Below are 21,612 nucleotides of genomic sequence, written 5' to 3' on the forward strand. Positions count from 1 at the left end.
AACGGCGTGTTTAACCTAAGTTCAAAACCGTTAAGGGAATTATTAAGATGAGCGATGTCGCAGAGCGCGTAAAGAAAATCGTAGTTGAACACCTCGGCGTAGAAGAAGCTAAAGTTACTGAAAATGCTTCTTTCATCGACGATCTGGGCGCAGACAGCTTGGATACAGTTGAGCTGGTTATGGCTTTTGAAGAAGAGTTCGGCTGTGAAATTCCAGACGATGCTGCTGAAAAAATCTTGACTGTTAAGGATGCCATCGACTTCATCGAAGCAAACGGCTAATTCCTTAGTGAGTTATTACGAGATGTGAGCGTCGGCCCGAAACAGCGGTCTGCGCTCATTCTTGTTTATAGACCTGTATTATTTGAGACGAGCTCAAAGGATTTTGATCAGACATGAGACGTGTAGTCGTTACTGGCCTTGGTATGGTTTCCCCGTTAGCAAACGGTGTTAAACCAACTTGGGAAAAACTTTTGAACGCCGAATCCGGCATCAATAAAATCGAATCTTTCAATGTTGAAGATATTCCTGCAAAAATCGCTGGTCAGGTGCCGCTTGGCGAAGGCGAGGGATTGTTTAATTCCGAGGATTATGTATCTAAAAAAGAGCGCCGCCGTATGGACGATTTTATCGTTTACGGTTTGGCAGCTGCCATTGAAGCGGTTGAAGATTCTGGTTGTCAAAGCGATGATGAAGAAGAGCAATTTCGCACTGGTGTCATGATCGGTTCCGGTATTGGTGGTCTTCCTGAGATTTCCAGAGGGGCTGTGACAGTTGAAACCAATTCAGTTCGTCGCCTTTCTCCTTTCTTCATTCCGGCAAGTTTGATCAACTTGGTTTCTGGTCATGTATCTATCAAATACGGTTTTAAAGGCCCGAACCACGCCGTGGTTACAGCCTGTGCAACCGGTGCGCACGCCATTGGTGATGCAGCACGTATCATCGCCCTTGATGATGCTGATGTGATGGTTGCTGGTGGTGCAGAAGCGGCATGTTGTCGCCTTGGCATGGCGGGTTTTGCCCAAGCTAAAGCCTTGTCCACATCCTATAACGATGACCCAACTGCGGGTTCGCGCCCATGGGATGAAGGTCGTGATGGTTTTGTTATGGGTGAAGGCGCTGGTGTGGTTGTTCTTGAAGAATATGAGCATGCCAAAAAACGTGGCGCAAAAATCTATGGTGAAGTGATTGGTTACGGCATGTCCGGTGATGCCTATCACATTACAGCACCTGCTGCTGATGGTAACGGTGGTTTCCGCGCGATGCAGGCCTCCATTAAACGCGCAGGCATCAATGTTGATGAGATCGATTACATCAACGCCCATGGTACATCTACACCACTTGGTGATGAGATCGAACATGGTGCAGTGAAACGCCTGCTGGGTGAACATTATAAGAAGCCGACCATGTCTTCGACAAAATCAGCCATTGGTCACCTGTTGGGTGCGGCTGGTGCGGTTGAAGCCATCTTCTCGCTTCTCTCCATCCAGAACAATGTTGTTCCCCCAACTTTGAACTTGAACAACCCGTCTGACGGCTGTGATATGGACCTTGCGCCATTGCAGGCGAAAGAGCGTGAAGTGAATATTGCCTTGTCCAACTCGTTTGGGTTTGGCGGTACGAACGCTTCTTTGGTTTTCAAGTCTGTTGACTAAGGTGCTTGATGAGCGAGACTGAAAAGCCTCAGCCACAAGGTAAAAAGAATAAGCCGAAATCTTCTGTGAAGAAGCTTTCGGCTTTTCTTGTGGCATTCGTTGTAATTGTTGTTTTTGCAGCAAGTGCATTTTCATTCTGGCTTGCCAAGAGTTTTACCCGTTCATGGGTGTTAGAAGAAGATAAGGTTGTTGAAATCCCCGTGGGCAGCGGGGTGTCAAAAATTGCTGATATCCTGACCCGTGAAGGGATCATCAACAACCCGCTGGCGTTTCGTATCGTGCTGCGGTTTAATAAAATTGATACGGGACTTAAGGCAGGGGAATATCTGTTTCCTGCGCGTGTGACGCCCAAAAAAGTCGCACAAATTTTACAAGATGGTAAATCAATCCTCCATCGTGTGACCTTTGCTGAAGGGCTAACCTCCGTTGAGATGGTCGCCTTGTTAAATGGGGAGCTGGGCATGGAGGGGATTGTTATGCAGACCCCGCCAGAGGGTAGTTTGTTGCCGGAAACCTATAGTTTCTCCAAAGGTCTAAAGCGTGAGAAAATGCTTTCTCAAATGCAAGGCGCAATGGATAAAACCCTGTCTGAGCTTTGGCAGAAAAGGCAAGACGGTTTGCCTTTAAAATCCAAGCAGGAAGCCTTGGTTCTTGCCTCTATTGTTGAAAAAGAAACAGGTATCAGTTCTGAGCGTGGAAAAGTTGCCGGTGTCTTTATTAACCGTTTGAAAAAACGCATGCGCCTGCAAACAGACCCAACCGTGGTCTATGGCATTACATTGGGCCAAGAACCATTGGGGCGCCCGTTATCGAAAAAAGACCTCAAAACACCAACACCTTATAACACTTATACAAACTACGGTTTGCCACCCACACCCATTACCAACCCGGGTCGTGCGGCGATTGAAGCAGTGTTAAATCCGTCTAAAACAGATGCCTTGTATTTTGTTGCCGATGGGTCAGGTGGGCATGCCTTTGCCAAAACCTTGCGTGAGCATAACCGCAATGTCAGCCATTGGCGTAAAATTGAGCGTTCTCGCAAGTAAAAATATACGTAGAAAAACCTAATTAAATATAAGGTGGTGAAGAAAAGTTCATTCTATCACTAATTTAGGTGATTTCACGTGTGATTGATTTATTGTACACATAAATACAATGAAAATGAGGCATTGGATGAGATTTTATGTCATACTCCCCACGGTTTTTCTTTGGGGGACGTTATGATAAAAATCGAATGGGATGACTATCTGGCAACGGGCATTGATGTCATTGATATGGACCACAAAATTTTGCTTGGCTTGATTAATCAGGTGTTTGATGTTGGCGTTGAAAAAGATGATGCCAAGCTGACACTTATTCTTGAAAGTTTGGCGGATTATGTGGATGAACATTTCAAACGTGAAGAAATTTTGATGCAAATCTGTGGTTATAAAAATTTAGAAGAACATAAAGAAAAACACCGCAAGATTACAGAAACGGTTCAGGGGCTGTTTAAAATCTATCAAACCAATCCTGCACTGGTAAATATTGATGGATTTCAGACTTTTTTAGCAGATTGGTTACCAACCCATATTTTAAATGAAGACCATGGGTATAAAGATACATTGCTTGCAAACCGTGACCTGATTGAGATGGTGAAGGATCGCATTTAAATGACTTTGAAGCCGGATGACTTTATCAGTTTTGTAAAAGAAAAAGCCCAAAGTGAGGGTTCAGACGCTGTTGCACAGATGTATGCCATTAACTTGGAATATGCTGTGAAACTTATGGGCAAAGACTGGTCCAAAGTACACAGAAAGGCCATGTTTATTGCAGAGACAATCATCAAGGGTAACTTATCTCTTGATGATCAGGTCATGCGTTATGAAGATGGTATGTCTTTTGTTATTCTTTTTGCGACACTTAATGCACAGCAGGCTGAAGTTAAGCTGGAACTGATTACCGAGCAAATCGGTAAAAAGATTCTGGGTAAAGATTATACGGTTAACGGTAAAAGTGGTATCCAATCCGGTGCCATTAACATGGAAGACCTAGTTGGCTATAGTGAGGCAGCCAAGAAGAAAGCGGCAAAACCAACGGTGCGGCTTCATGCCGATAAGCCCAAGGACAGTACGCAAAAAATCCTTGATACGATTGATATCGTTTTTTTCCCGATTTGGGATACGAAAAATGAAATCGTTGTGGGCTATCGAGTAAAGCCCAAGCGCGTATATCTAAAAAATACCCTTTGGGGGGATCAGGTTTTGATGGGGGGGAGTGAAGACCCCTTATGGTCTGATCTTAAGCCCAAAGTTATTAAAAAAACCTATGAGCAAATTCAGCAGAATTTTTGCCCTAAAACTGCCTATATGGTGGGGCTGAATGTAGCTTCTTTCTTTAATAAAAACTTTGTGACGGCTCTCGTTCAATCTGTAAAACAATCACCCTTATCAAAAACCACAATTGGTTTTGAACTACAGGGCCTTGATCAGGATTTTAGCCCGAAGATGGTTGATTATGCCATTGAGGTTTTGAGCAAGCTCGGCAGCCATGTGACTGTCATTGCCGGGCCGGATAATGATTTTTCCGCCATTTGTGATCGTCATAAAATAAAATATCATGGGTTACATTTACATCGTTTGCTGGATTCTCAGCTGGGGCGTAAATATGCTTACCGCACTTGTTCACTTTTTGCCCGTCAATGTAATGAAGCGGAGACACGTTCTTTCATTTGGGGAGTAGACCGTATTGATGATCTTAATATGGCGTTGCAAGCGGGCTTTCGATATATCAGCGGGCGCGCGGTGAAGTGGGAAACAGATGCACCGCTTAAAGCCTATGCTCTTACGAAAAAAGACGTGTTAATGGATACGTCTTTTTAAGCAGCATTACTTTTTTTCATTTTCGATAAATTGGATATGTTGGCGTGCTGCGCGCATACGCTTGCAGTCACATGGAATGTCATTGGGATCATCATATTCAATGCATTTTTGACTTTTATGAGGATTTGGACAGCTATTATAAATATCTTGAATAAAGCTTTTTAGCTTATCGGCAAGATCATTGTTATGATCCATTTCCCATCTCCTCCCCAGGTGATTTGTAGGAAAGTCTACAGGAAGAATTCTACTTTAGATATTAGCTTTTGGTATCGTTATTGGATGTTTCTGACAGATACTTAAGTATTAACCCGTAAAAGGCCGGAAACGGCTCACCGCCTGTAAATAGCCAGCCCATATGCTTGCCACACCCCTCACAAAGTGCCATGCGCCAGTGATATCCTGAAAACCATGAAAAGTCAGAACTGGGCGTTCCCGTGGCCCAACATCCCGGGGCATCCCTGAAACACCCAATGTTGAAAACAATGCCAGCGGGGTTAAAGACAGTGTGATCGTGGGCTTCTTTAATGGAGACTTTAAGCTCGTTTGTCGTAACCCAATGACCACAAGATGCACAAAAGAGCTTTTCTTTACCAAGTAGAAGCTCGTCTTTATCGCTTAAGTCTTTTTGAGCGTCCAAAGGCATGTCTTATTCCTTTGAGGGCATGATCTTGGTGATCCGCTCCACAATCGCTAAAGGCATGAGGGCAAAAAGCCGTGCAGCCAAGGCCATGGGCCACGGAAAAGCAATGACCGCTTTATTTTTTAAAAGGCCGTTTTTAATGATGCGTGCGGCCTTTGGGCCTTCCATCAAAAGGGGCATCTTGAAAGTATTTTGTGCGGTAATGCGGCTTTTTACAAAACCCGGGCAAATGACATTGACCTTCAGCCCGTTATGTTGATAGCGCATGCGCAACGCCTCGCCATAAGCTTTAACCGCCACTTTTGAAGCACTATAGGCAGGGGAGCTGGCAAGCCCGCGAAACCCGGCGAGTGAGCTCATTAAAGCGACTTGACCGCGCCCGCGATTAATCATCAAAGGGATAATAGGTAAGATGGTGTTAAGCGTGCCTGCCAAATTAACCGCAAATATATCCCGTGTGGATTCTTCCCAGTTTTCAACACCGCTGGAGCCACCAGAAATACCTGCATTGGCAATGATCAGGTCAATTTCCCTATGTTCATCGCGTGTGATCAACCATTGTGTCATGGCACCTCGATCCATCACATCAATGATTTGCTCATCAACTTCAGCGCCCTTATCGCGGCATTTCTGGGCAACTTCATGTAAGCGGGCTTTGTTGCGTGCGCTTAAGGACAGGCAGACGCCGGGGGCGGCATATTCCAGTGCAAGGGCTTGCCCAATGCCGCTGGAGGCACCTGTGATCAATATATGTTTCATGGACATTAGGGTCAGGACCTATTAATTTATTGAGCTTGGCAGAGATGAATTTGAAGAAGGATTAGGCATATCCCCCTGCAGAAGTACGTGTACTTTAAGGGGGAGTATAACGACAGCCTTCTTCAAATTCATCCTGTCCCTTCGGGATTTATTAAAAATGCCACAAATGCAGCGTCAAAGACTTTTGAAATACAAGTACTTCCTGCAAGCCATTTCCTTGCCTTGTGGTATTTTTAATAAACCAAGCACATTAAATGAATAGGTCCTGACCCTAACATACCAAGAAAGGTATAAGATGTGTCAAACAAAACAAAAGGAGATATGTGGTGAGCATCAAGTCAATGACAGGCTTTGCCCGTTCCAGTGGCAATTGCGGCAATTATAGCTGGACCTGGGAAGTGCGAAGCGTAAATGGCAAAGGCCTTGATATTCGCATGCGTATTCCATCGGGCTATGATGCATTGGATGTTCCCGCGCGCGCTGCGATTTCTAAAAACTTTAAACGCGGCAATATCTCCCTAAGCTTGAATGTTAGTCATAATCAAGAACAGTCGGGCTATCGGGTTAATCAAGAACTGCTTAAGCAACTGGTTGACGTGATGAAGACTGTCCAAGCCGATGTGCCCGGCGTGGCAGCGCCAAGTGTGGATGGTTTAATGGGGCTGCGGGGCGTGATTGAACCTGTGGAAGAAGGCGAAAGCGAAGAAGAAAAAGAAGCCGCCCATAAGGAAATTCTTGCCAACCTGAATGAAGCCATTACCGATATGTCAGCCAATCGCGCTTCAGAAGGCAAGCGCATGGATGAGGTGCTCAGTGGGCATATCAAGGTGATTGAAGATTTATGTGTTAAGGCTTCAGACTGTGCAGCGACACAACCCGAAGCCATTCGCGCAAGGTTGATGCGCCAGTTAAAATCAGTCATGGAAGATTTACCTGAACTGGATGAAGAACGCATTTCACAAGAAGCCGCCGTTTTGATGACGAAGGCCGATGTGCGTGAAGAACTTGATCGCCTGCGTGCCCATATTGAAGGCGCGCGTGATCTGCTTGAGGCAGGCAGCCCGTGTGGGCGCAAGCTTGATTTCCTCTGTCAGGAATTTAACCGAGAAGCCAATACGCTGTGTTCAAAAGCGCAGGATGTGGAGCTGACCCGTATCGGTCTGGATTTAAAAACCGTGATTGAACAGTTTCGTGAGCAAGTTCAAAATATTGAATAAGTAACTGTTATTACAAATATAAATTAAATATGATGATTAACATAGTTGAAATATGATGACTAACATAGATAGTAATATTGCCCGCCGTGGCCTCCTCTTGGTTTTAACTGCACCCAGTGGCTGTGGCAAAAGCACCATCACCCGTGCCATCATGGAAGAAGACCCATCAATTATGGTGTCTGTTTCTGCCACCACCCGCAGCCCACGCCCGGGTGAAGTTGAAGGCGAGCATTATTACTTCATGAGTGCAGAAGACTTTAAAGGCAAGGTGGACCAAAAAGAATTCCTTGAATGGGCCGAAGTGTTTGGCAAATTTTACGGCACACCAAAAGAACCTGTGGAACAGGCTTTAAGTGCGGGTAAGGATGTTTTCTTTGATATTGATTGGCAGGGTGCTGAACAGTTGCAAAATAATGCCGCTGAGGATCTTGTGTGGATTTGCATTTTACCCCCGACTAAGCAGTCTTTAGAAGACCGTTTGCGCGCACGTGGGCAAGACAGCGAAGAAACAATTGCCAAGCGTATGCTTGAAGCGCAAAGTGAATCTAGCCATTGGGTGGATGCCGATTATGTGGTGGTCAATGATGATCTGGAAAAAGCCACCAATCAGATCAAAGCTATTTTACAGGCAGAGCGCCTTAAGCGCGTGCGCCGCACAGGGCTTGCTGATTTTGTAAAAACAATGTGAGCTTTTGAAAGAAAGACGTGTTTTCCTGCTTTCGCAGGAAAACACAGATGTCTTTAATATTTTTTCATCATGTCATGGGCTTTCTTTTCCATGTCATGCTTCATTTTGCCGTGGGACATACCCATGGCACCGACTTTTTTCACATTCACAGTCACGTTCATTTCACCAGCTTTTTCAAAAACCAGTGTCAGCGGGAATGTCTCACCTTCTTTTAAGGCTTCGTTCAATCCCATGAACATCACGTGGTCGCCACCGGGTTTCAGCATGGTCATGCCTTTATCAACCGCAATGTTTTTGACCTGACGCATTTTCATAACGCCGTTTTCGTGAAGATGTGTATGTAATTCAGTCGTGTTGGAAATGTTTGCTTTTGCAGAAACAAGCTTGTCAGCCATACCTGTGTTTTTGATGGTCATAAAGGCCGCACCTGCACGTGCCATACCTGCAGAAGCACGTGCCCACACGCCTTCAACAGAAATGTCAGCGGCAAATGACGGTGTGCTTAGACCCATCAAAATGGCACCAGCCAAAGCAAAATGTTTCATCATATCAAAACTCCAATATATAAGAAGGCCACCTCTTATGAGCCGCATTAGCGCAGGAAATTTCCGCCTTGTCAATGCACCGGTACAGAGATGGGGCGGGTTTGCCCATTTGATTTAAATACGGCCTTGCGCCCGTCAAGCATCAACTGGCTGCGCTTGCCATAATGGGGCAGGGGACGCAGCAGGGCTTGTAAGCTTGCTGTATCTTTAACAGAGACCACCATATAGGGCGTTGTTGGGTTTGTTTTATCAGCCCAAACCAGTGCCGTAACCCCCTCTTTGACGCTTAAGGGAGCAGGCGGGAGGCGCATGGCACTAAGCTTGTGCGCAACCTCTTCATGGGTGCCGATTAGGATAAAGGCGTCCTGATTGGGCGTTGAAGCAACCTTGATTTGCCCCTCATTGAGGCGGCGTGCCAATTGTGTGGCGATCGGGTCTAGGTTTTTATCATCACTGGCAACAATCAGCTGCACATTTTTTGCCAGCATCACATCGCGCAAAATTGGCGGGGCCTCGTTGGCACCAAGCTTTCTAAATACCTCAAAATCAGGGTCAAGGCTGATGGCAAAGGGGCGCTGTTCCATATTCAGTTTAGCTGGGGTTAAGCGGCCCCTGACATAGAGCATTTTATCCAGCACCGCATCGCCTGTACCCACAGCAACAGGCAGGTAGGTTTCATAAAACGGCTTGGCCTGCATCACGCGCGCAGTAACATCCCAGCCCATGCCTTTTTGGCGTTGGGCGCGCGCTGAGATATTTTTAAACTCAGGTGCGCCTGCCTGATAGACCCATTGTTTAAAATAAAACGACAGGTCTCGCTTGGCTGCTTTGCTAAAATAGTCTTCTAAATCCTGCCAAGAAGCTGTTTGAAAAGCTTTATCTTTCCACAAAGCGCGAAGCGCGTCAAAGAAGGTCTGATCTCCTAATATGTTACGCAACATATGAAAGATAAAAGCCACCTTATGATAGCCAATCACTTGGGAGGCTTTACTATGTTTTGAAACGAAATCAGTGACGGGCGTATCAAGTTCGCTAGGCAAGGCATTATAATCGCGCAGCCATGATAGGCGCATGTCTTTGGCTTTTTCCTTAGAGACCATTTCTGCTGTCATATAATCCGCCATATAGGTGGTCAGCCCTTCGGCCCAATTGCCTTTTTCATAATCGGGAAAGACGCCATTGCCCCAATAGTTATGCAAGATTTCATGGCCTAAAGAGGTCTCTTTAATAAAGGGCAGATGTAACACCCGCGCACCCATATAAGTCAGCCCGGCGAAACCGTAACCTGCGGGAATGGGCGCGGCGATAATATTGAATTCAGCAAAAGGATAGAGGCCGATTTGCTGTTCAAAACGATTGAGATATTTTGCTGTGCGCTCCAGATAGCCTTGGGCAAGCTTTTCCATACCCTCATAAAAATAGGTACGCAGGCGGGTCTCTTTATATGTCAGCTGAGAGATTTTATACGGCCCGGCAAAAAGTGGAATACCCTCTGTGGGGCGATCCATTATGAAACGTGCTTGATAGGTATCCTCAGTCTGGCTTTCTTGCTCAATTGCACCGGGTAATATGGTAACAAGGGGGGCTAAAACCTGTACATTAAAAGTTACCAGCTCATCGGTTTCAGGGTGCCAGCCGGAGGGTAGATACAAGTCTGTTTTAGAAGCAAAATTCCCGTGCGACCAATCTTGTACATTTTGCGCTTCGGGCAAAAACCACACATAAGAAAATTCAGTTTCTTTCTTGTTGATCACAGGCAGGGTGACGGGCTTGCTGGCTGTGCCACTAATTTCAAGCTTGCGCTCTGCCATATTGATTTTGACCTGTAAATCCATATGGACAACAGCATGGGCTGAGGGAGCAAAACTGATGAGCAAAAGGGCGAGAAGAAAGATAAGCTGTTTCATGATCAATGCGGTGATTTAGGGAATTTGGCAATGATCTCAATTAGATCACCATCGCGCATAATTGATAGGGGCAACCATGTGCCGGGGGCTTGGCGTTGAATGATACTGATAAGTCTTTTGACCTCAAGGGTTTTCACGCCTGCGGCCATGGTGATGATATCGCCCTCTTCAAGGCCTGCATCTTCAGCCACCGATTCTTCGATTACCTGATCAACCCGTACACCTGAGCCATCTTCGCTTTCATCTATGCGCACGCCGAGCATAGGTTTATGGCCCATGGGCTTGGCTTCCATCTCTTCAAGGCCGAAAATGGCATCTGCGTAAGTGGGTGAGAGGTCTTTACAATCCCAGCTCAATGTCCAAGGGAGCAAAACGGTGGAGCTTAATCCCAATCCTTCAAGCTGATGGGGCACCCCATAACGGTTTGCCAGATGCCCACTGCCCATAATGCCAACCATCAGCGGGTCACCCCCAAGTTTTTGTACATGGGCCAAGGCTTGGGCCATCGCGCCATCCCACGTTAGCTGTGCGTCCACAAAACGTTTAAAACGCGCTTTTGATTTTTCATCATCCTTTTTCTCATCTTCATGGACATGGCTGTGATGGGAAAAGATTTCTTTTAAGGATTTGATGTAATCAGGATGGGCGCTACGCGGCGTTTTAACACCTTCGCGCATTTCTTCATCAATACCGTCCCAACCTTTTTGCGAGATTTTGCCTATTAATCCCATTTCCACATTTAGGGCTACAATGGGCAGGCGGTTCATGCGGGCAAAGCGAAACAGCGGCATATAGATATCGGCATCATGTTTCCACACCTCATTCCAATCGCTTTTTTCCAGAAACTCCCGCTCGCTAAGCTCACCACGCACCCAGGCATCCAAAACAGGTTGAATGCGACGGGGAAACATTTCAAAGCCAATGATGATATTGGGGTTATGGGCATAAAGCTGGGTGATGGTCTGGAGCTGCCAACGGTGATGGACCGCATCCGGGTGCTGCTCCCCCAATAAAACGACTTTTTCCTTAGCGGCCTTTTTAAGCAGGCTTTGGTTATCAAGCGGCTTTAGGGTTTTGGGTGAAATCCATTGTGCGCGTTGAATGCAGCTTACATCGGCTTCTTGTTCTTTAGGCTCAATAGGCAGGCCAAGGGCTTGGCTTGATAAAAGAAAGGAAAGACCGAGGTTAAGAAGAAAGTTTTTTTTCAAGGACATCGTGATGCTCGTTGTTTTTTTATGATGTGTCATCTTATGTATCGGACAACGGTGCCCAAAATATGGCGAAAAGCTTATTGAGGTTTTTTATCCCCGGGGTTTGGCAGTTTACCGGAGATCGTCTGCCATGCTCTCATATTAAAAGAAGAAAGCTGTAAACGAAGTGCTGCATCAAGGGCCTCTTTGGGGTTGATTGCGTCTTTGGTTTTTCTTAAACCCTGTTCCTTAAATTCTTTTAAGGAAACCGCATCCATGATGACTTCTTTTTTGGTCAGGTTAAACAGGGCTGTGGCAGAAAGGAATTCTTCATAGCCCGTGGCAATTTCAGGCAGGTTGAGCGTGATTTGATAAACCGGCTTATTCCCCAGATCATGGGGCACTTCTGACATGAACATCATGGCCTCAAAATCAAATGTCTCTTCTTTATGGCGGCATTTAAATGTGGCGAGATAATCAGCCGAGACAAAGATGATATCTTCTTCAATGGCGCGCCCCTCATGGGTGACGCGGTAATCACATATCGGCTTATCAACCTCGCTTAAATCCACACTTCCTTCAAGTGGGGTTGAGAGGGAGGCATCAATCATGGGGGTGAGTGACGGGGCATAGACATAACCAAGGTCGTCGTCTTGGCGCGAGATGGCAAGCCATTGCGTTCCTTTAGCGCGGCCTAAAACAGTGACAATATCGCGCTTATTAAGCTTGGTGATTTTTTTGCCCTTGTTACTGGGGGCTGCGCGCACATTGACTTTGTTTTTGGTCACAAGAAAGGGGCCTGTATGGCCTTCAAGCTTGATCCCGTCAAAAAGGGAAGCCGCCCATCCTTGACTTAAAGATAGGAAAGAAAAAACAAGCGAGAGCGCAACAATGATAACCCCTGTCTTTTTCACCGCTTAACCTCCAAATACGGGTGTTGTTTGAGGCGCATCATAGCGCAATGTGACCTTCTATTCAATGCGATCAGTTCTCGACTTTTTGTTCGCTTTGCGTCATAAGCTGTGCATGAAATTATGGAGACTGTAAATGGTCATTAGAGAACTGGAAGAATTTGCAAAGAACCTCAAGCAATATGATCGTTTGATGGGCATTGATCTGGGTACCAAAACCATTGGTCTGGCGCTGTCTGATGTGATGCGCATGGTAGCAAGCCCGCTTGAAACCTTGGCTAAAGGAAAGTTCTCTAAAGATGTGGCAAAACTAAAAGCCTTGATTGAAAAAGAAGAAGTCTCCGCCATTGTTTTAGGCCTACCGCGTGAAATGGACGGTACAGAAGGCAAGCGCTGCCAAGCCACAAAAGCCTTTGCTTCCAACTTGTCGCGCGAAATTGATCTCCCCATTTTATTATGGGATGAAAGGCTCTCAACCGTGGCGGTGGAGCGCGTTTTGATTAATGAGGCGGACATGACACGCAAACGCCGTGCAGAAGTGGTGGACCGTGCAGCCGCTGCTTATATTTTACAAGGCGCATTGGATGCGTTGGAGCATCAACATGGCTGATCAATCTTTGCGTTTAACCGATGGGCTTGATGAGTATATCCGCGCTGTAGGCATGCGCGAGAGTGAGCCTTTGCGCAGACTTCGTGAACATTCCAAAAAGACACTGGTTAATGCCCAGCTTGCCATTCGCCCTGAAGAAGCCGGTTTTCTGGATATGCTGGTGCGTCTAACAGGCACCAAGCGCATTGTGGAATTTGGCGTTTATGCAGGCTATTCCACACTGGCCTTGGCCCAAGCTATTCCTGAAGATGGCTATATTGTTGCGCTTGAGCGCGATGAGCGCTTCCCCCCTGTTGGTCGCCCTTTTTGGGAAGAAGCCGGGGTCGATCATAAAATTGATTTGCGCCTGTGTGATGCCAATGAAGAGATTGAAACCGTTTTGCAAGAAAATGGGCCGGAAAGTTTCGATATGGCGTTTATTGATGCCGATAAAGCCAGCTATATGAATTATTATGAAAAATCGCTTGAGCTGGTGAAAAAAGGTGGCCTTGTTGTGGTTGATAATGTGCTTTGGTACGGGCGCGTGATTGATGAGGCTGATACCACGCACCAGACCGAGGCTATCCGCGCCATTAACGAGCATATCGTTAATGACAATCGTGTGGATATGTCTATGCTGGCAATTGGGGATGGCATGACGGTTGTGCGCAAACGTTAGATAATTCTCCTTTGGGATTGCTGAAAAACACAGGCGTATCATGCTTAATATTCTTTTCGCACTCGGCCCGATCTTTTTGCTGATTCTCATCGGCTATGGGATCAAAAAGAAACAATGGGTTTCTGACGATTTCTGGTCGCCTGCGGAATTGATGACCTATTACGTCTTTTTCCCCTCGCTTTTACTTTACACCACATCACGCACCGATATGGGTGACCTTCAGGTCATGCCCATGGCTTATGCGCTGGTGGCTGCCACCATTTTGGTTGCGGCAGTTATGGTGAAGGTCAGGCCTTGGCTTAAAATTGACGGGGCGGATTTCACCTCCTTTTTTCAAGGTGGTATTCGGCCCAATTCCTATGTGGGGATTGCCGCAGCCGTTGCCTTATGGGGGGATCCGGGCCTAACGTTAGTTGCCATTGCCATTGCCTTTATCGTGCCCTTGGTGAATTTCCTTAGTGTCGTGGTGATGGAGACTTATGGGGCGAAAGAATTTCGCCGCTCTGGTGGGCCGCGTCTGGTCTCACTTGGAAAGTCTATACTGTCTAACCCTTTGATTTTGGCTTGTGTGTTGGGCGTGTTGATCAATGCAAGCGGGGCAGGCTTGCCGCCTGTGCTTGAACCGTTGATCCAGATATTGGGCCGCGCTGCATTGCCCATTGGCTTGTTGTGTGTTGGTGCAGGGCTTGATTTTGAAGCCATGCGCGATACGGGAAAAACCGTTGTGCTTTCAAGCTTGCTTAAGCTGTTGTGTTTACCGCTTGTTTGCTTGCTCTGTTGTCAGGCTTTAGGAGTGGAAGGCATCACGCGCGACTTGTGTATTTTATATTCAGGATTGCCTGTTTCAGCCTCTTCTTATGTGCTTGCGCGCAAGATGGGGGGCAACGCGCCTGTCATGGCGGGCATTATCACTTTAACGACTCTGGGCGCGATGGTGAGCCTTCCCCTTCTTTTGCAGATAATTGACCTGCTTTGAAAGGCGCAGAAATGCTGGTGTTTGAACTGGGCCTTGCAAGGGCCATTCGCATGTGCATATAGTCCGCCCTCATGAGCACCAGAGACAGAGAATTACGCTTCACGCACCGGCACCTTCTCGGCATCGAGGGATTATATCCTTTCGAGATTACCGACATTTTGGACCGGGCTGAGCATTACGCCGCCGCCAACCGACAACGGGAAAAAGTTGAGCCGAAGTTGGAAGGTCGCACCGTCATCAATCTCTTTTTTGAAGATTCTACACGTACAAGAACATCTTTTGAACGCGCAGCCAAACGTCTTGGCGCGGATGTGATTAATATGTCTGTGGCGACTTCTTCGATTAAAAAGGGCGAAACCCTGATTGATACGGCGGTGACGCTGAATGCCATGCATCCTGATGTGTTGGTGGTGCGCCATGGTGATTCTGGGGCGGTAAAGCTTCTTTCCCAAAAAATGAATTGCGCGGTCTTAAACGCAGGCGATGGCACGCATGAACATCCCACGCAAGCCTTGCTTGATGCCTTAACGATTAGGCGCAGAAAAGGTGATATCACCAATTTGAGCGTGGCGATTTGTGGGGATATCCTACATTCACGCGTGGCGCGCTCTAACGTGCATTTGCTTAGTGCCATGGGTGCGCGCGTGCGCCTTGTGGCCCCAAGTACGCTTTTGCCAAAATCTATGGAAGTTTTAGGTGCTGAAGTTTTCCATGATATGCGCGAAGGTCTTAAAGATGTGGATGTGGTTATGATGCTGCGTCTTCAAAAAGAACGTATGCAAGGCGCTTACTTGCCATCTCAACGTGAATACTTCCATTTCTACGGGCTGGATTATGAAAAACTGTCCGTTGCAAAAGATGATGCGCTGATCATGCACCCCGGTCCCATGAACCGTGGGGTGGAGATTGATTCAGATGTAGCTGATGATATTGAACGCTCCGCCATTCAAGAACAGGTGGAAATGGGTGTGGCTGCACGCATGGCCTGCCTTGAAGTGGTGACCGCTAATCTGGATAGCTGGCGCAAGGAGAATGCGCAATGAGCATGAAACATGATAAACCTTTGGGCCGTGTGGCCTATGTAAATGCGCGTGTGATTGATCCGGCAAGCAATCTGGATATCCACGGCGGTGTTTTATGTGAAGGTGAAACCATCACTGATATTGGCCCTGGTTATGCCAAAGCTGGTGGTCACTACGGTGAGGCTGAGGTTGTGGATTGTAAAGGGGCTTGTCTGGTCCCCGGTCTTGTGGATATGCGTGTGCAAATCCGCGAACCCGGTGAAGAACATAAAGGCACCTTGAAATCAGCTGGTGAAGCCGCTGCCCAAGGTGGCGTGACCTCACTGGTGAGCTTGCCTAATACAACGCCTGTAACCGATGATATGAGCGTTGTTGAGTTTGTCGCACGTCGTGCGCGTTTGTTGGGGCTTAGTAAAGTCTATCCTTATGGGGCGATCACCAAGGGGCTTAAGGGTTCGGACATGGCAGAAATGGGCATGCTCGCTGAGTCTGGTGCGGTGGCTTTTACCGATGGTATTCATGCGGTGGCGTCTGCAAAAGTTATGCGCAAGGCCCTGACCTATGCGCGCAATTATGACCTTTTGCTCGTGCAACATGCTGAAGAACCCTCATTGGCTGAAGGCGGGTGCATGAATGCAGGGGACCTTGCCATTCGCATGGGCCTGCCGGGCATTCCAACGGTTGCAGAAACCATTATGGTGGCGCGCGATGTACGTTTGGCTGAAGATACGGGCGGGCGATTGCATTTTGCCCATATTTCAACGGCGGAAAGTATTGATATTATTCGCCGTGCTAAAGAACGTGGTGTGCGCGTAACCTGTGATACCGCCCCGCCTTATTTCTCGCTTAATGAGCTGGCTGTTGGGGATTACCGAACGTTTGCAAAACTTTCACCGCCACTGCGCGGTGAAGAAGACCGCCAAGCCATCATTGAAGGGATCAAGGACGGCACTATTGATGTAATAGCCTCTGACCATGCCCCTGAAGATGAAGATTCAAAACGTCTGCCTTTTGCACAGGCGGCCTTTGGTGGTGTGGGGCTTGAAACTCTACTTGCGATTACGCTTGAGCTTTATCACAACAAACATATGAGTTTGCTTGAGTGCTTAAAGACTGTAACCTGTAATCCAGCCAAGATTGTTGGCTTGCCAGCGGGGCGTCTTGAAAAAGGTGCTGCGGCTGATTTTTGTATTTTTGATCCGGATCGTGGTTGGAAGATTGATGCAGACCAATTGGCCTCTAAATCTAAAAACTCACCGTTTGACGGTCGTTTGGCCCAAGGGCGATGCTTGCGCACCGTCATTGATGGTCGCACCGTTTTTGAATTTTAATAAAGGAGCTCTTTCGTGGGGACTTTACCCGTCATTGTGACGCATGAATGGCAGATGGCTGCCCTGTTTGGCTATCTCTTGGGCTCCATTCCCTTTGGTCTCTTATTGACCAAATTCTTTCAGGCGGGTGATCTTCGCTCTATTGGCTCTGGTAATATTGGGGCAACGAATGTGTTGCGCACGGGGCGCAAAGGCTTAGCTGCGGCAACCTTACTGCTTGATGGTGGTAAAGGTGCGGTTGCTGTGTTGCTGGCAGGTTATTGGTATGCATCTGATGCTGCCATTGTTGCAGGCATGATGGCAGTGATTGGGCATAACTTCCCCATGTGGCTGCGTTTTCAAGGTGGCAAAGGGGTGGCAACCACCCTTGGTGTGTTGTTGGCCATGTCATGGCCTGCGGGTTTGGTGACATGTGCAACATGGCTTTTGGTGGCTGTTACGCTGCGTTATTCCTCCCTTGCAGCTTTGATCGCTTTTGCCGCATCACCGTTTTATATGTATTTCCTTGGCGATGAGCATCGTGCGGTTCTTGCAGCCTTGCTTTGCGGGCTTGGCTTTATTCGCCATCAGGAAAATATTGTACGCCTGCGCAACGGTGAAGAGCCCAAGATCGGTCAGAAAAAAGAATAGTTTCTGCCTCTTTGATTTATAGAAATGCCCTGAGTGTTTACCGCTCAGGGCATTTTTTTTGAGGGCTTATAAATAAAGTCCCACAGCCATTCATAGCTTTCTTTGTTATTAAGGAAAGGATGGATGGATGTCGCACACAATCTCACAAGAAGAACGCATTGCTTGGCTTCGATTAATCAGAAGCGAGAATGTCGGGCCAATTACCTTTTACCGCTTGCTTGAGCAGTTTGGCTCAGCCCAAAAAGCTTTGGAGGCCATCCCCGATATGGCAAGTCGGGGTGGGCGCAAAAAAGCGATCAAGGTGTGCTCTAAAAGTGAAGCGGTGAAAGAGCTTGAAGAACTTGATGATATAGATGCCCAGTTGATTGTGCGTGATGAAGCCGCTTATCCACCCCTGTTGGCCCAAGTTGAAGATGCGCCCCCTGTTCTAAGCCTGCGCGGGCATGCTCATTTAATGACAAAAAAGTCCATTGCCATTGTGGGGGCGCGCAATGCTTCCATCAACGGCTGCAAGTTTGCCGCCCAACTGGCACGCGAGTTAGGCCAAGGCGGCTTGTTGGTGGTCTCAGGCTTGGCGCGCGGGGTGGATGGGGCAGCGCACGCAGCATCGCTTGAGACCGGAACGGTGGGGGTGCAAGGTGGCGGGGTTGATGTGATTTACCCCAAAGAGAACCACTCTTTATATAAGGAGATGATCCAGCGTGGTTGTGTAATCGCCGAGCCTAAAATCTCAACCCAGCCACAGGCGCGCCATTTCCCAAGGCGCAACCGGATTATCTCGGGCATGTGTCGCGCGATCATCGTTGTGGAAGCGTCCCCCAGATCAGGCTCGCTCATCTCTGCACGCATGGCGCTTGAGCAGGGAAGGGAGGTTTTTGCTGTTCCGGGGTCTCCTTTAGACCCCAGATCAAAAGGCACAAATGCGTTGATTCGCGATGGGGCCCATTTGGTGGAAAATGCGGAAAATATTTTTCAGGTGCTAAATTCCCTGCAAAACCTGCCTCTTCAGGAAAGGAAAACTCAATATTATCAAGAAGGTATGGTATCACCACCCGGGGAGGATGAATTAGTCGATGCACGAACAATAATTACAAAAAGTTTGTCTGTAACCGCAGTTTGTGTTGACGAAATCATCCGTCAATGCCAAATCTCTGCTTCTGTTGTGCAAACCGTTCTGTTGGAATTGGAACTTGCCGGGCAATTGGAACGTCATCCCGGAAATAAGGTTTCTCTAATCATTTGAATGGCTTATGTGCAGCGTTTGGAATAGTGAAACAGTTGTTAGAAGATATAAGCTTATGAACGTTGTTGTCGTCGAATCGCCAGCAAAGGCGAAAACGATCAATAAATATTTAGGTAAAGACTACATTGTCCTTGCCTCTTATGGCCATATCCGTGATTTACCGGCTAAAGACGGTTCGGTGCGCCCTGATGACGATTTTTCCATGGATTGGGAGATGGACGCGCGTTCCAAGAAACAGTTCAAAGAAATTACAGACGCCATGAAGGGCGCTGATAAACTGTTTCTCGCGACTGACCCGGATCGTGAAGGTGAAGCCATCTCATGGCACGTTCAGGAAGTTTTAGAGAAAAAGCGCCTGCTTAAAGGTGTTGATGTTAAGCGCATCGTTTTTCATGAAATTACAAAACAGGCTGTTTTAGATGCGGTGGCTGCACCGCGTGAAGTTAATCAGGAACTGGTCGAAGCCTATCTTGCGCGCCGTGCGCTGGATTATCTTGTGGGCTTTAACCTGTCGCCTGTACTGTGGCGCAAGTTGCCCGGTTCACGCTCAGCCGGGCGTGTACAATCGGTGGCCCTGCGACTGATCTGTGAGCGCGAAGCTGAAATTGAAGCGTTCAACCCTGTTGAATATTGGAGTGTGGCGGCGAAATTCACCACCCCAAAGAAAAAAGCACTGGCAGCAAACCTCACGCACCTTAATGGGGATAAGCTGAATAAATTCTCCCTTGGCAATGAAGCTGCAGCCACTGGCGCAGTTTCAACGGTTGAGGCTGGTGACTATACGGTTGGTAATGTTGAGCGTAAAAAAACGCGTCGCAACCCAGCCCCACCCTTTACAACATCGACCCTGCAACAAGAAGCCTCACGTAAATTGGGCTTTGGTGCAAAACGCACCATGCAGGTCGCGCAAAAGCTTTATGAAGGGATCAACCTTGGCGGGGAAACCGTCGGTCTGATCACCTATATGCGTACCGATGCGGTGACCCTGTCAAACGAGGCGATTTTTTCAGCGCGTGATTTGATTGGTGAGCAATATGGTAAACGATACGTTCCAGAAGCGCCGCGCACCTATAAGACCAAAGCCAAGAATGCCCAAGAGGCCCACGAAGCCATCCGCCCAACAGGCGTGGCGCGTCGCCCTGAAGCCATGGCAAAATATTTGGATGCAGATCAGCTTAAGCTTTACACCCTGATCTGGAAACGTACCGTTGCCTGTCAAATGGCAAGTGCAGAGCTCGACCAAGTTGGTGTGGTCATCCAAAGTCAGGATAAAAACACATGGCTGCGTGCCAGTGGCTCGGTTATTACCTTTGATGGTTTCTTGACGCTCTATCAAGAAGGTACAGACGATAAGGAAGATGACGATAAAGGCGATAAGCTGTTGCCTGATGTGCAAACAGGCGATGTGTTAAACCTTGGTCCGGTCACAGCAGATCAGCACTTTACTCAACCGCCACCACGTTATTCAGAAGCCTCGCTTGTGAAAAGCATGGAAGAGCTGGGCATTGGACGTCCATCCACATACGCCAGTATCATTTCTGTGTTGCAAGATCGTGATTATGTGCGTCTGGACAAGAAACGCTTTATCCCAGAAGACCGTGGTCGTTTGGTGACAGCCTTTTTGGCGAACTTCTTTAACCGTTATGTGCAGTATGACTTTACCGCCAACCTTGAAGACCAGCTCGATGGTATTTCCAATGGCGATCAGGATTGGCAGAAAGTCTTGCGTGAATTCTGGGCCGCCTTTAGTGGCGCCATTGATGACACAAAAGAGCTGCGCGTGCGCGACGTTTTGGATGCGCTGGATAAAGATTTGGCAGAACATTTCTTTACCGAGCGTGAAGATGGCAAAGACCCGCGCGTCTGCCCTACCTGTGGGGAAGGTCGCTTAAGTCTGAAATTGGGTAAGTTTGGTGCCTTTATTGGCTGTTCTAACTATCCTGATTGTCGCTATACCCGCCCGTTAATCCAAGGTGAGGATGGCGATGAATCCATGCCGGACCTTGAAAGCGGACCAAAAGAGCTTGGGAGAGATCCGGAAACAGGTGAAATGGTCACCATGCGCCGTGGCCCTTATGGGGTTTATGTGCAGATCGGTGATATCGATCCTGAAGATAAGAAGAAAAAGCCAAAGCGTGCCTCTTTAACAGGTGATATGAAGCCTGCTGATATGGACCTTGAAAAAGCACTGAAGCTTTTATCTTTGCCGCGCAATGTGGGCATCTTCCCGGATACCGGGGAAATGATCAAAGCCGGTATTGGTCGTTTTGGCCCTTATGTTTCTTTGGGGAAAACCTTTGTTTCCATTAAGGAAGACAGTCCTTACACCATTGGTGAAAACCGCGCCATTGCTCTGATCCATGAGAAAATGGAAAAGACCCAGATGGTGGTTTTGGGCAAACACCCTGATGAGAAAAAAGACATTATCTTGCAAAACGGTCGTTGGGGACCATTTGTAAAAGTAGGCCGCATCAATGCGCGTTTGCCAAAAGACATGGACCGCGAAGACATGACTTTGGAAATTGCCATTGAGATGTTGAACAAGAAGGGCGCTGGCAAAAAGAAAAAGGCAGCACCAAAGAAGAAAGCTGCGGCGAAGAAAACCACGGCTAAAAAAGCCCCAGCTAAGAAAAAAGCGCCTGCAAAGAAGAAAGCTCCTGCCAAGAAAAAGGCTGCGAGCGAGTAAGTAAATAAAACCATCATCGTGCTTATATTGCGCGATGATGGAAACTTAGCTTATCGTCATTCTGGCGCAGGCCAGAATCCAGTT

At 47.5% G+C, this 21,612-nt stretch carries 22 protein-coding genes; 15 read left to right on the forward strand and 7 right to left on the reverse strand.

Annotated features, from left to right (window positions below; translation table 11 throughout):
- Positions 1–47: 47 nt before the first annotated feature.
- The 5 genes from MTBPR1_RS13675 (at position 48) to MTBPR1_RS13695 (ending at position 4,515) form a co-directional block, all read left to right on the forward strand.
- Positions 48–281 (forward strand): acyl carrier protein, encoded by a 234-nt coding sequence (locus MTBPR1_RS13675; RefSeq protein WP_028880290.1) that lies wholly within the window; start codon positions 48–50, stop codon positions 279–281.
- A 113-nt stretch (positions 282–394) separates the two neighbouring features.
- On the forward strand, positions 395–1,654 hold the full coding sequence (fabF, locus tag MTBPR1_RS13680; protein ID WP_069189582.1) for a beta-ketoacyl-ACP synthase II: 1,260 nt from the start codon (positions 395–397) through the stop codon (positions 1,652–1,654).
- Positions 1,655–1,662: 8 nt separating this feature from the next.
- On the forward strand, positions 1,663–2,700 hold the full coding sequence (mltG, locus tag MTBPR1_RS13685) for an endolytic transglycosylase MltG (RefSeq protein WP_069189583.1): 1,038 nt from the start codon (positions 1,663–1,665) through the stop codon (positions 2,698–2,700).
- A 174-nt stretch (positions 2,701–2,874) separates the two neighbouring features.
- Positions 2,875–3,306 carry a bacteriohemerythrin gene (locus MTBPR1_RS13690; protein WP_069189584.1) on the forward strand — a complete coding sequence of 144 codons (432 nt, stop codon included), beginning with the start codon at positions 2,875–2,877 and terminating at the stop codon, positions 3,304–3,306.
- The gene (locus MTBPR1_RS13695; protein ID WP_069189585.1) at positions 3,307–4,515 is read left to right on the forward strand and encodes an EAL domain-containing protein; all 1,209 of its coding nucleotides are present in this window, start codon (positions 3,307–3,309) and stop codon (positions 4,513–4,515) included. It begins immediately after the preceding gene.
- A 6-nt stretch (positions 4,516–4,521) separates the two neighbouring features.
- Here MTBPR1_RS13695 and MTBPR1_RS13700 read toward each other — a convergent pair whose 3' ends face one another.
- From MTBPR1_RS13700 to MTBPR1_RS13710, 3 genes are all read right to left on the reverse strand, one after another.
- The gene (locus MTBPR1_RS13700) at positions 4,522–4,710 is read right to left on the reverse strand and encodes a hypothetical protein (protein ID WP_069189586.1); all 189 of its coding nucleotides are present in this window, start codon (positions 4,708–4,710) and stop codon (positions 4,522–4,524) included.
- 61 nt (positions 4,711–4,771) lie between these two features.
- Positions 4,772–5,158, reverse strand: a complete 387-nt coding sequence (locus MTBPR1_RS13705; RefSeq protein WP_069189587.1) for a cereblon family protein — start codon at positions 5,156–5,158, stop codon at positions 4,772–4,774.
- Positions 5,159–5,161: 3 nt separating this feature from the next.
- Positions 5,162–5,920: an SDR family NAD(P)-dependent oxidoreductase gene (locus MTBPR1_RS13710; protein WP_069189588.1), complete on the reverse strand. Its 759-nt coding sequence runs from the start codon at positions 5,918–5,920 to the stop codon at positions 5,162–5,164.
- 320 nt (positions 5,921–6,240) lie between these two features.
- Here MTBPR1_RS13710 and MTBPR1_RS13715 point away from each other — a divergent pair, with 320 nt between their 5' ends.
- Positions 6,241–7,131, forward strand: coding sequence for a YicC/YloC family endoribonuclease (locus MTBPR1_RS13715; protein ID WP_069189589.1), 891 nt, complete (start codon positions 6,241–6,243; stop codon positions 7,129–7,131).
- 52 nt (positions 7,132–7,183) lie between these two features.
- Positions 7,184–7,819: a guanylate kinase gene (gmk, locus tag MTBPR1_RS13720; protein WP_205631250.1), complete on the forward strand. Its 636-nt coding sequence runs from the start codon at positions 7,184–7,186 to the stop codon at positions 7,817–7,819.
- A 53-nt stretch (positions 7,820–7,872) separates the two neighbouring features.
- Here gmk and MTBPR1_RS13725 read toward each other — a convergent pair whose 3' ends face one another.
- From MTBPR1_RS13725 to MTBPR1_RS13740, 4 genes are all read right to left on the reverse strand, one after another.
- Positions 7,873–8,367 carry a copper chaperone PCu(A)C gene (locus tag MTBPR1_RS13725; protein WP_069189590.1) on the reverse strand — a complete coding sequence of 165 codons (495 nt, stop codon included), beginning with the start codon at positions 8,365–8,367 and terminating at the stop codon, positions 7,873–7,875.
- A gap of 68 nt (positions 8,368–8,435) precedes the next feature.
- Positions 8,436–10,271 (reverse strand): M1 family metallopeptidase, encoded by a 1,836-nt coding sequence (locus MTBPR1_RS13730; protein WP_069189591.1) that lies wholly within the window; start codon positions 10,269–10,271, stop codon positions 8,436–8,438.
- Positions 10,272–10,273: 2 nt separating this feature from the next.
- The gene (locus MTBPR1_RS13735) at positions 10,274–11,485 is read right to left on the reverse strand and encodes a ChaN family lipoprotein (protein ID WP_165602677.1); all 1,212 of its coding nucleotides are present in this window, start codon (positions 11,483–11,485) and stop codon (positions 10,274–10,276) included.
- Between the two features lie 74 nt (positions 11,486–11,559).
- A complete protein-coding gene (locus tag MTBPR1_RS13740) occupies positions 11,560–12,375 on the reverse strand; it encodes an SH3 domain-containing protein (protein ID WP_069189592.1) in 816 nt (271 codons plus the stop codon).
- 133 nt (positions 12,376–12,508) lie between these two features.
- Between MTBPR1_RS13740 and ruvX the strand changes: the two genes are divergently transcribed.
- The 8 genes from ruvX to topA all read left to right on the forward strand — a co-directional run bounded on the left by ruvX (position 12,509) and on the right by topA (position 21,528).
- A complete protein-coding gene (gene ruvX, locus MTBPR1_RS13745) occupies positions 12,509–12,982 on the forward strand; it encodes a Holliday junction resolvase RuvX (protein WP_069189593.1) in 474 nt (157 codons plus the stop codon).
- The gene (locus tag MTBPR1_RS13750) at positions 12,975–13,640 is read left to right on the forward strand and encodes a class I SAM-dependent methyltransferase (protein WP_069189737.1); all 666 of its coding nucleotides are present in this window, start codon (positions 12,975–12,977) and stop codon (positions 13,638–13,640) included. Before ruvX ends, MTBPR1_RS13750 begins: the two co-directional genes overlap by 8 nt.
- Positions 13,641–13,680: 40 nt before the next feature.
- Positions 13,681–14,616, forward strand: coding sequence for an AEC family transporter (locus MTBPR1_RS13755; protein WP_069189594.1), 936 nt, complete (start codon positions 13,681–13,683; stop codon positions 14,614–14,616).
- Positions 14,617–14,687: 71 nt separating this feature from the next.
- On the forward strand, positions 14,688–15,659 hold the full coding sequence (locus MTBPR1_RS13760) for an aspartate carbamoyltransferase catalytic subunit (RefSeq protein WP_069189595.1): 972 nt from the start codon (positions 14,688–14,690) through the stop codon (positions 15,657–15,659).
- The gene (locus tag MTBPR1_RS13765; RefSeq protein ID WP_069189596.1) at positions 15,656–16,969 is read left to right on the forward strand and encodes a dihydroorotase; all 1,314 of its coding nucleotides are present in this window, start codon (positions 15,656–15,658) and stop codon (positions 16,967–16,969) included. Before MTBPR1_RS13760 ends, MTBPR1_RS13765 begins: the two co-directional genes overlap by 4 nt.
- 54 nt (positions 16,970–17,023) lie before the next feature.
- Positions 17,024–17,599: a glycerol-3-phosphate 1-O-acyltransferase PlsY gene (plsY, locus tag MTBPR1_RS13770; RefSeq protein WP_069189738.1), complete on the forward strand. Its 576-nt coding sequence runs from the start codon at positions 17,024–17,026 to the stop codon at positions 17,597–17,599.
- Between the two features lie 127 nt (positions 17,600–17,726).
- Positions 17,727–18,842 carry a DNA-processing protein DprA gene (gene dprA, locus MTBPR1_RS13775; protein ID WP_069189597.1) on the forward strand — a complete coding sequence of 372 codons (1,116 nt, stop codon included), beginning with the start codon at positions 17,727–17,729 and terminating at the stop codon, positions 18,840–18,842.
- Positions 18,843–18,897: 55 nt separating this feature from the next.
- A complete protein-coding gene (topA, locus tag MTBPR1_RS13780; RefSeq protein WP_069189598.1) occupies positions 18,898–21,528 on the forward strand; it encodes a type I DNA topoisomerase in 2,631 nt (876 codons plus the stop codon).
- Positions 21,529–21,612 lie beyond the last annotated feature (84 nt).

The organism is Candidatus Terasakiella magnetica (assembly GCF_900093605.1).
In the GTDB taxonomy this organism is placed as follows: Bacteria; Pseudomonadota; Alphaproteobacteria; order Rhodospirillales; family Terasakiellaceae; genus Terasakiella; species Terasakiella magnetica.

Coding starts and splice junctions, on each gene's coding strand:
- MTBPR1_RS13675 (WP_028880290.1), top strand. CDS start 48: ATGAGCGATGTCGCAGAGCGCGTAAAGAAAATCGTAGTTGAACACCTC.
- fabF (WP_069189582.1), top strand. CDS start 395: ATGAGACGTGTAGTCGTTACTGGCCTTGGTATGGTTTCCCCGTTAGCA.
- mltG (WP_069189583.1), top strand. CDS start 1,663: ATGAGCGAGACTGAAAAGCCTCAGCCACAAGGTAAAAAGAATAAGCCG.
- MTBPR1_RS13690 (WP_069189584.1), top strand. CDS start 2,875: ATGATAAAAATCGAATGGGATGACTATCTGGCAACGGGCATTGATGTC.
- MTBPR1_RS13695 (WP_069189585.1), top strand. CDS start 3,307: ATGACTTTGAAGCCGGATGACTTTATCAGTTTTGTAAAAGAAAAAGCC.
- MTBPR1_RS13700 (WP_069189586.1), bottom strand. CDS start 4,710: ATGGATCATAACAATGATCTTGCCGATAAGCTAAAAAGCTTTATTCAA.
- MTBPR1_RS13705 (WP_069189587.1), bottom strand. CDS start 5,158: ATGCCTTTGGACGCTCAAAAAGACTTAAGCGATAAAGACGAGCTTCTA.
- MTBPR1_RS13710 (WP_069189588.1), bottom strand. CDS start 5,920: ATGTCCATGAAACATATATTGATCACAGGTGCCTCCAGCGGCATTGGG.
- gmk (WP_205631250.1), top strand. CDS start 7,184: ATGATGACTAACATAGATAGTAATATTGCCCGCCGTGGCCTCCTCTTG.
- MTBPR1_RS13725 (WP_069189590.1), bottom strand. CDS start 8,367: ATGATGAAACATTTTGCTTTGGCTGGTGCCATTTTGATGGGTCTAAGC.
- MTBPR1_RS13730 (WP_069189591.1), bottom strand. CDS start 10,271: ATGAAACAGCTTATCTTTCTTCTCGCCCTTTTGCTCATCAGTTTTGCT.
- MTBPR1_RS13735 (WP_165602677.1), bottom strand. CDS start 11,485: ATGTCCTTGAAAAAAAACTTTCTTCTTAACCTCGGTCTTTCCTTTCTT.
- ruvX (WP_069189593.1), top strand. CDS start 12,509: ATGGTCATTAGAGAACTGGAAGAATTTGCAAAGAACCTCAAGCAATAT.
- MTBPR1_RS13750 (WP_069189737.1), top strand. CDS start 12,975: ATGGCTGATCAATCTTTGCGTTTAACCGATGGGCTTGATGAGTATATC.
- MTBPR1_RS13755 (WP_069189594.1), top strand. CDS start 13,681: ATGCTTAATATTCTTTTCGCACTCGGCCCGATCTTTTTGCTGATTCTC.
- MTBPR1_RS13760 (WP_069189595.1), top strand. CDS start 14,688: ATGAGCACCAGAGACAGAGAATTACGCTTCACGCACCGGCACCTTCTC.
- MTBPR1_RS13765 (WP_069189596.1), top strand. CDS start 15,656: ATGAGCATGAAACATGATAAACCTTTGGGCCGTGTGGCCTATGTAAAT.
- plsY (WP_069189738.1), top strand. CDS start 17,024: ATGGCTGCCCTGTTTGGCTATCTCTTGGGCTCCATTCCCTTTGGTCTC.
- dprA (WP_069189597.1), top strand. CDS start 17,727: ATGTCGCACACAATCTCACAAGAAGAACGCATTGCTTGGCTTCGATTA.
- topA (WP_069189598.1), top strand. CDS start 18,898: ATGAACGTTGTTGTCGTCGAATCGCCAGCAAAGGCGAAAACGATCAAT.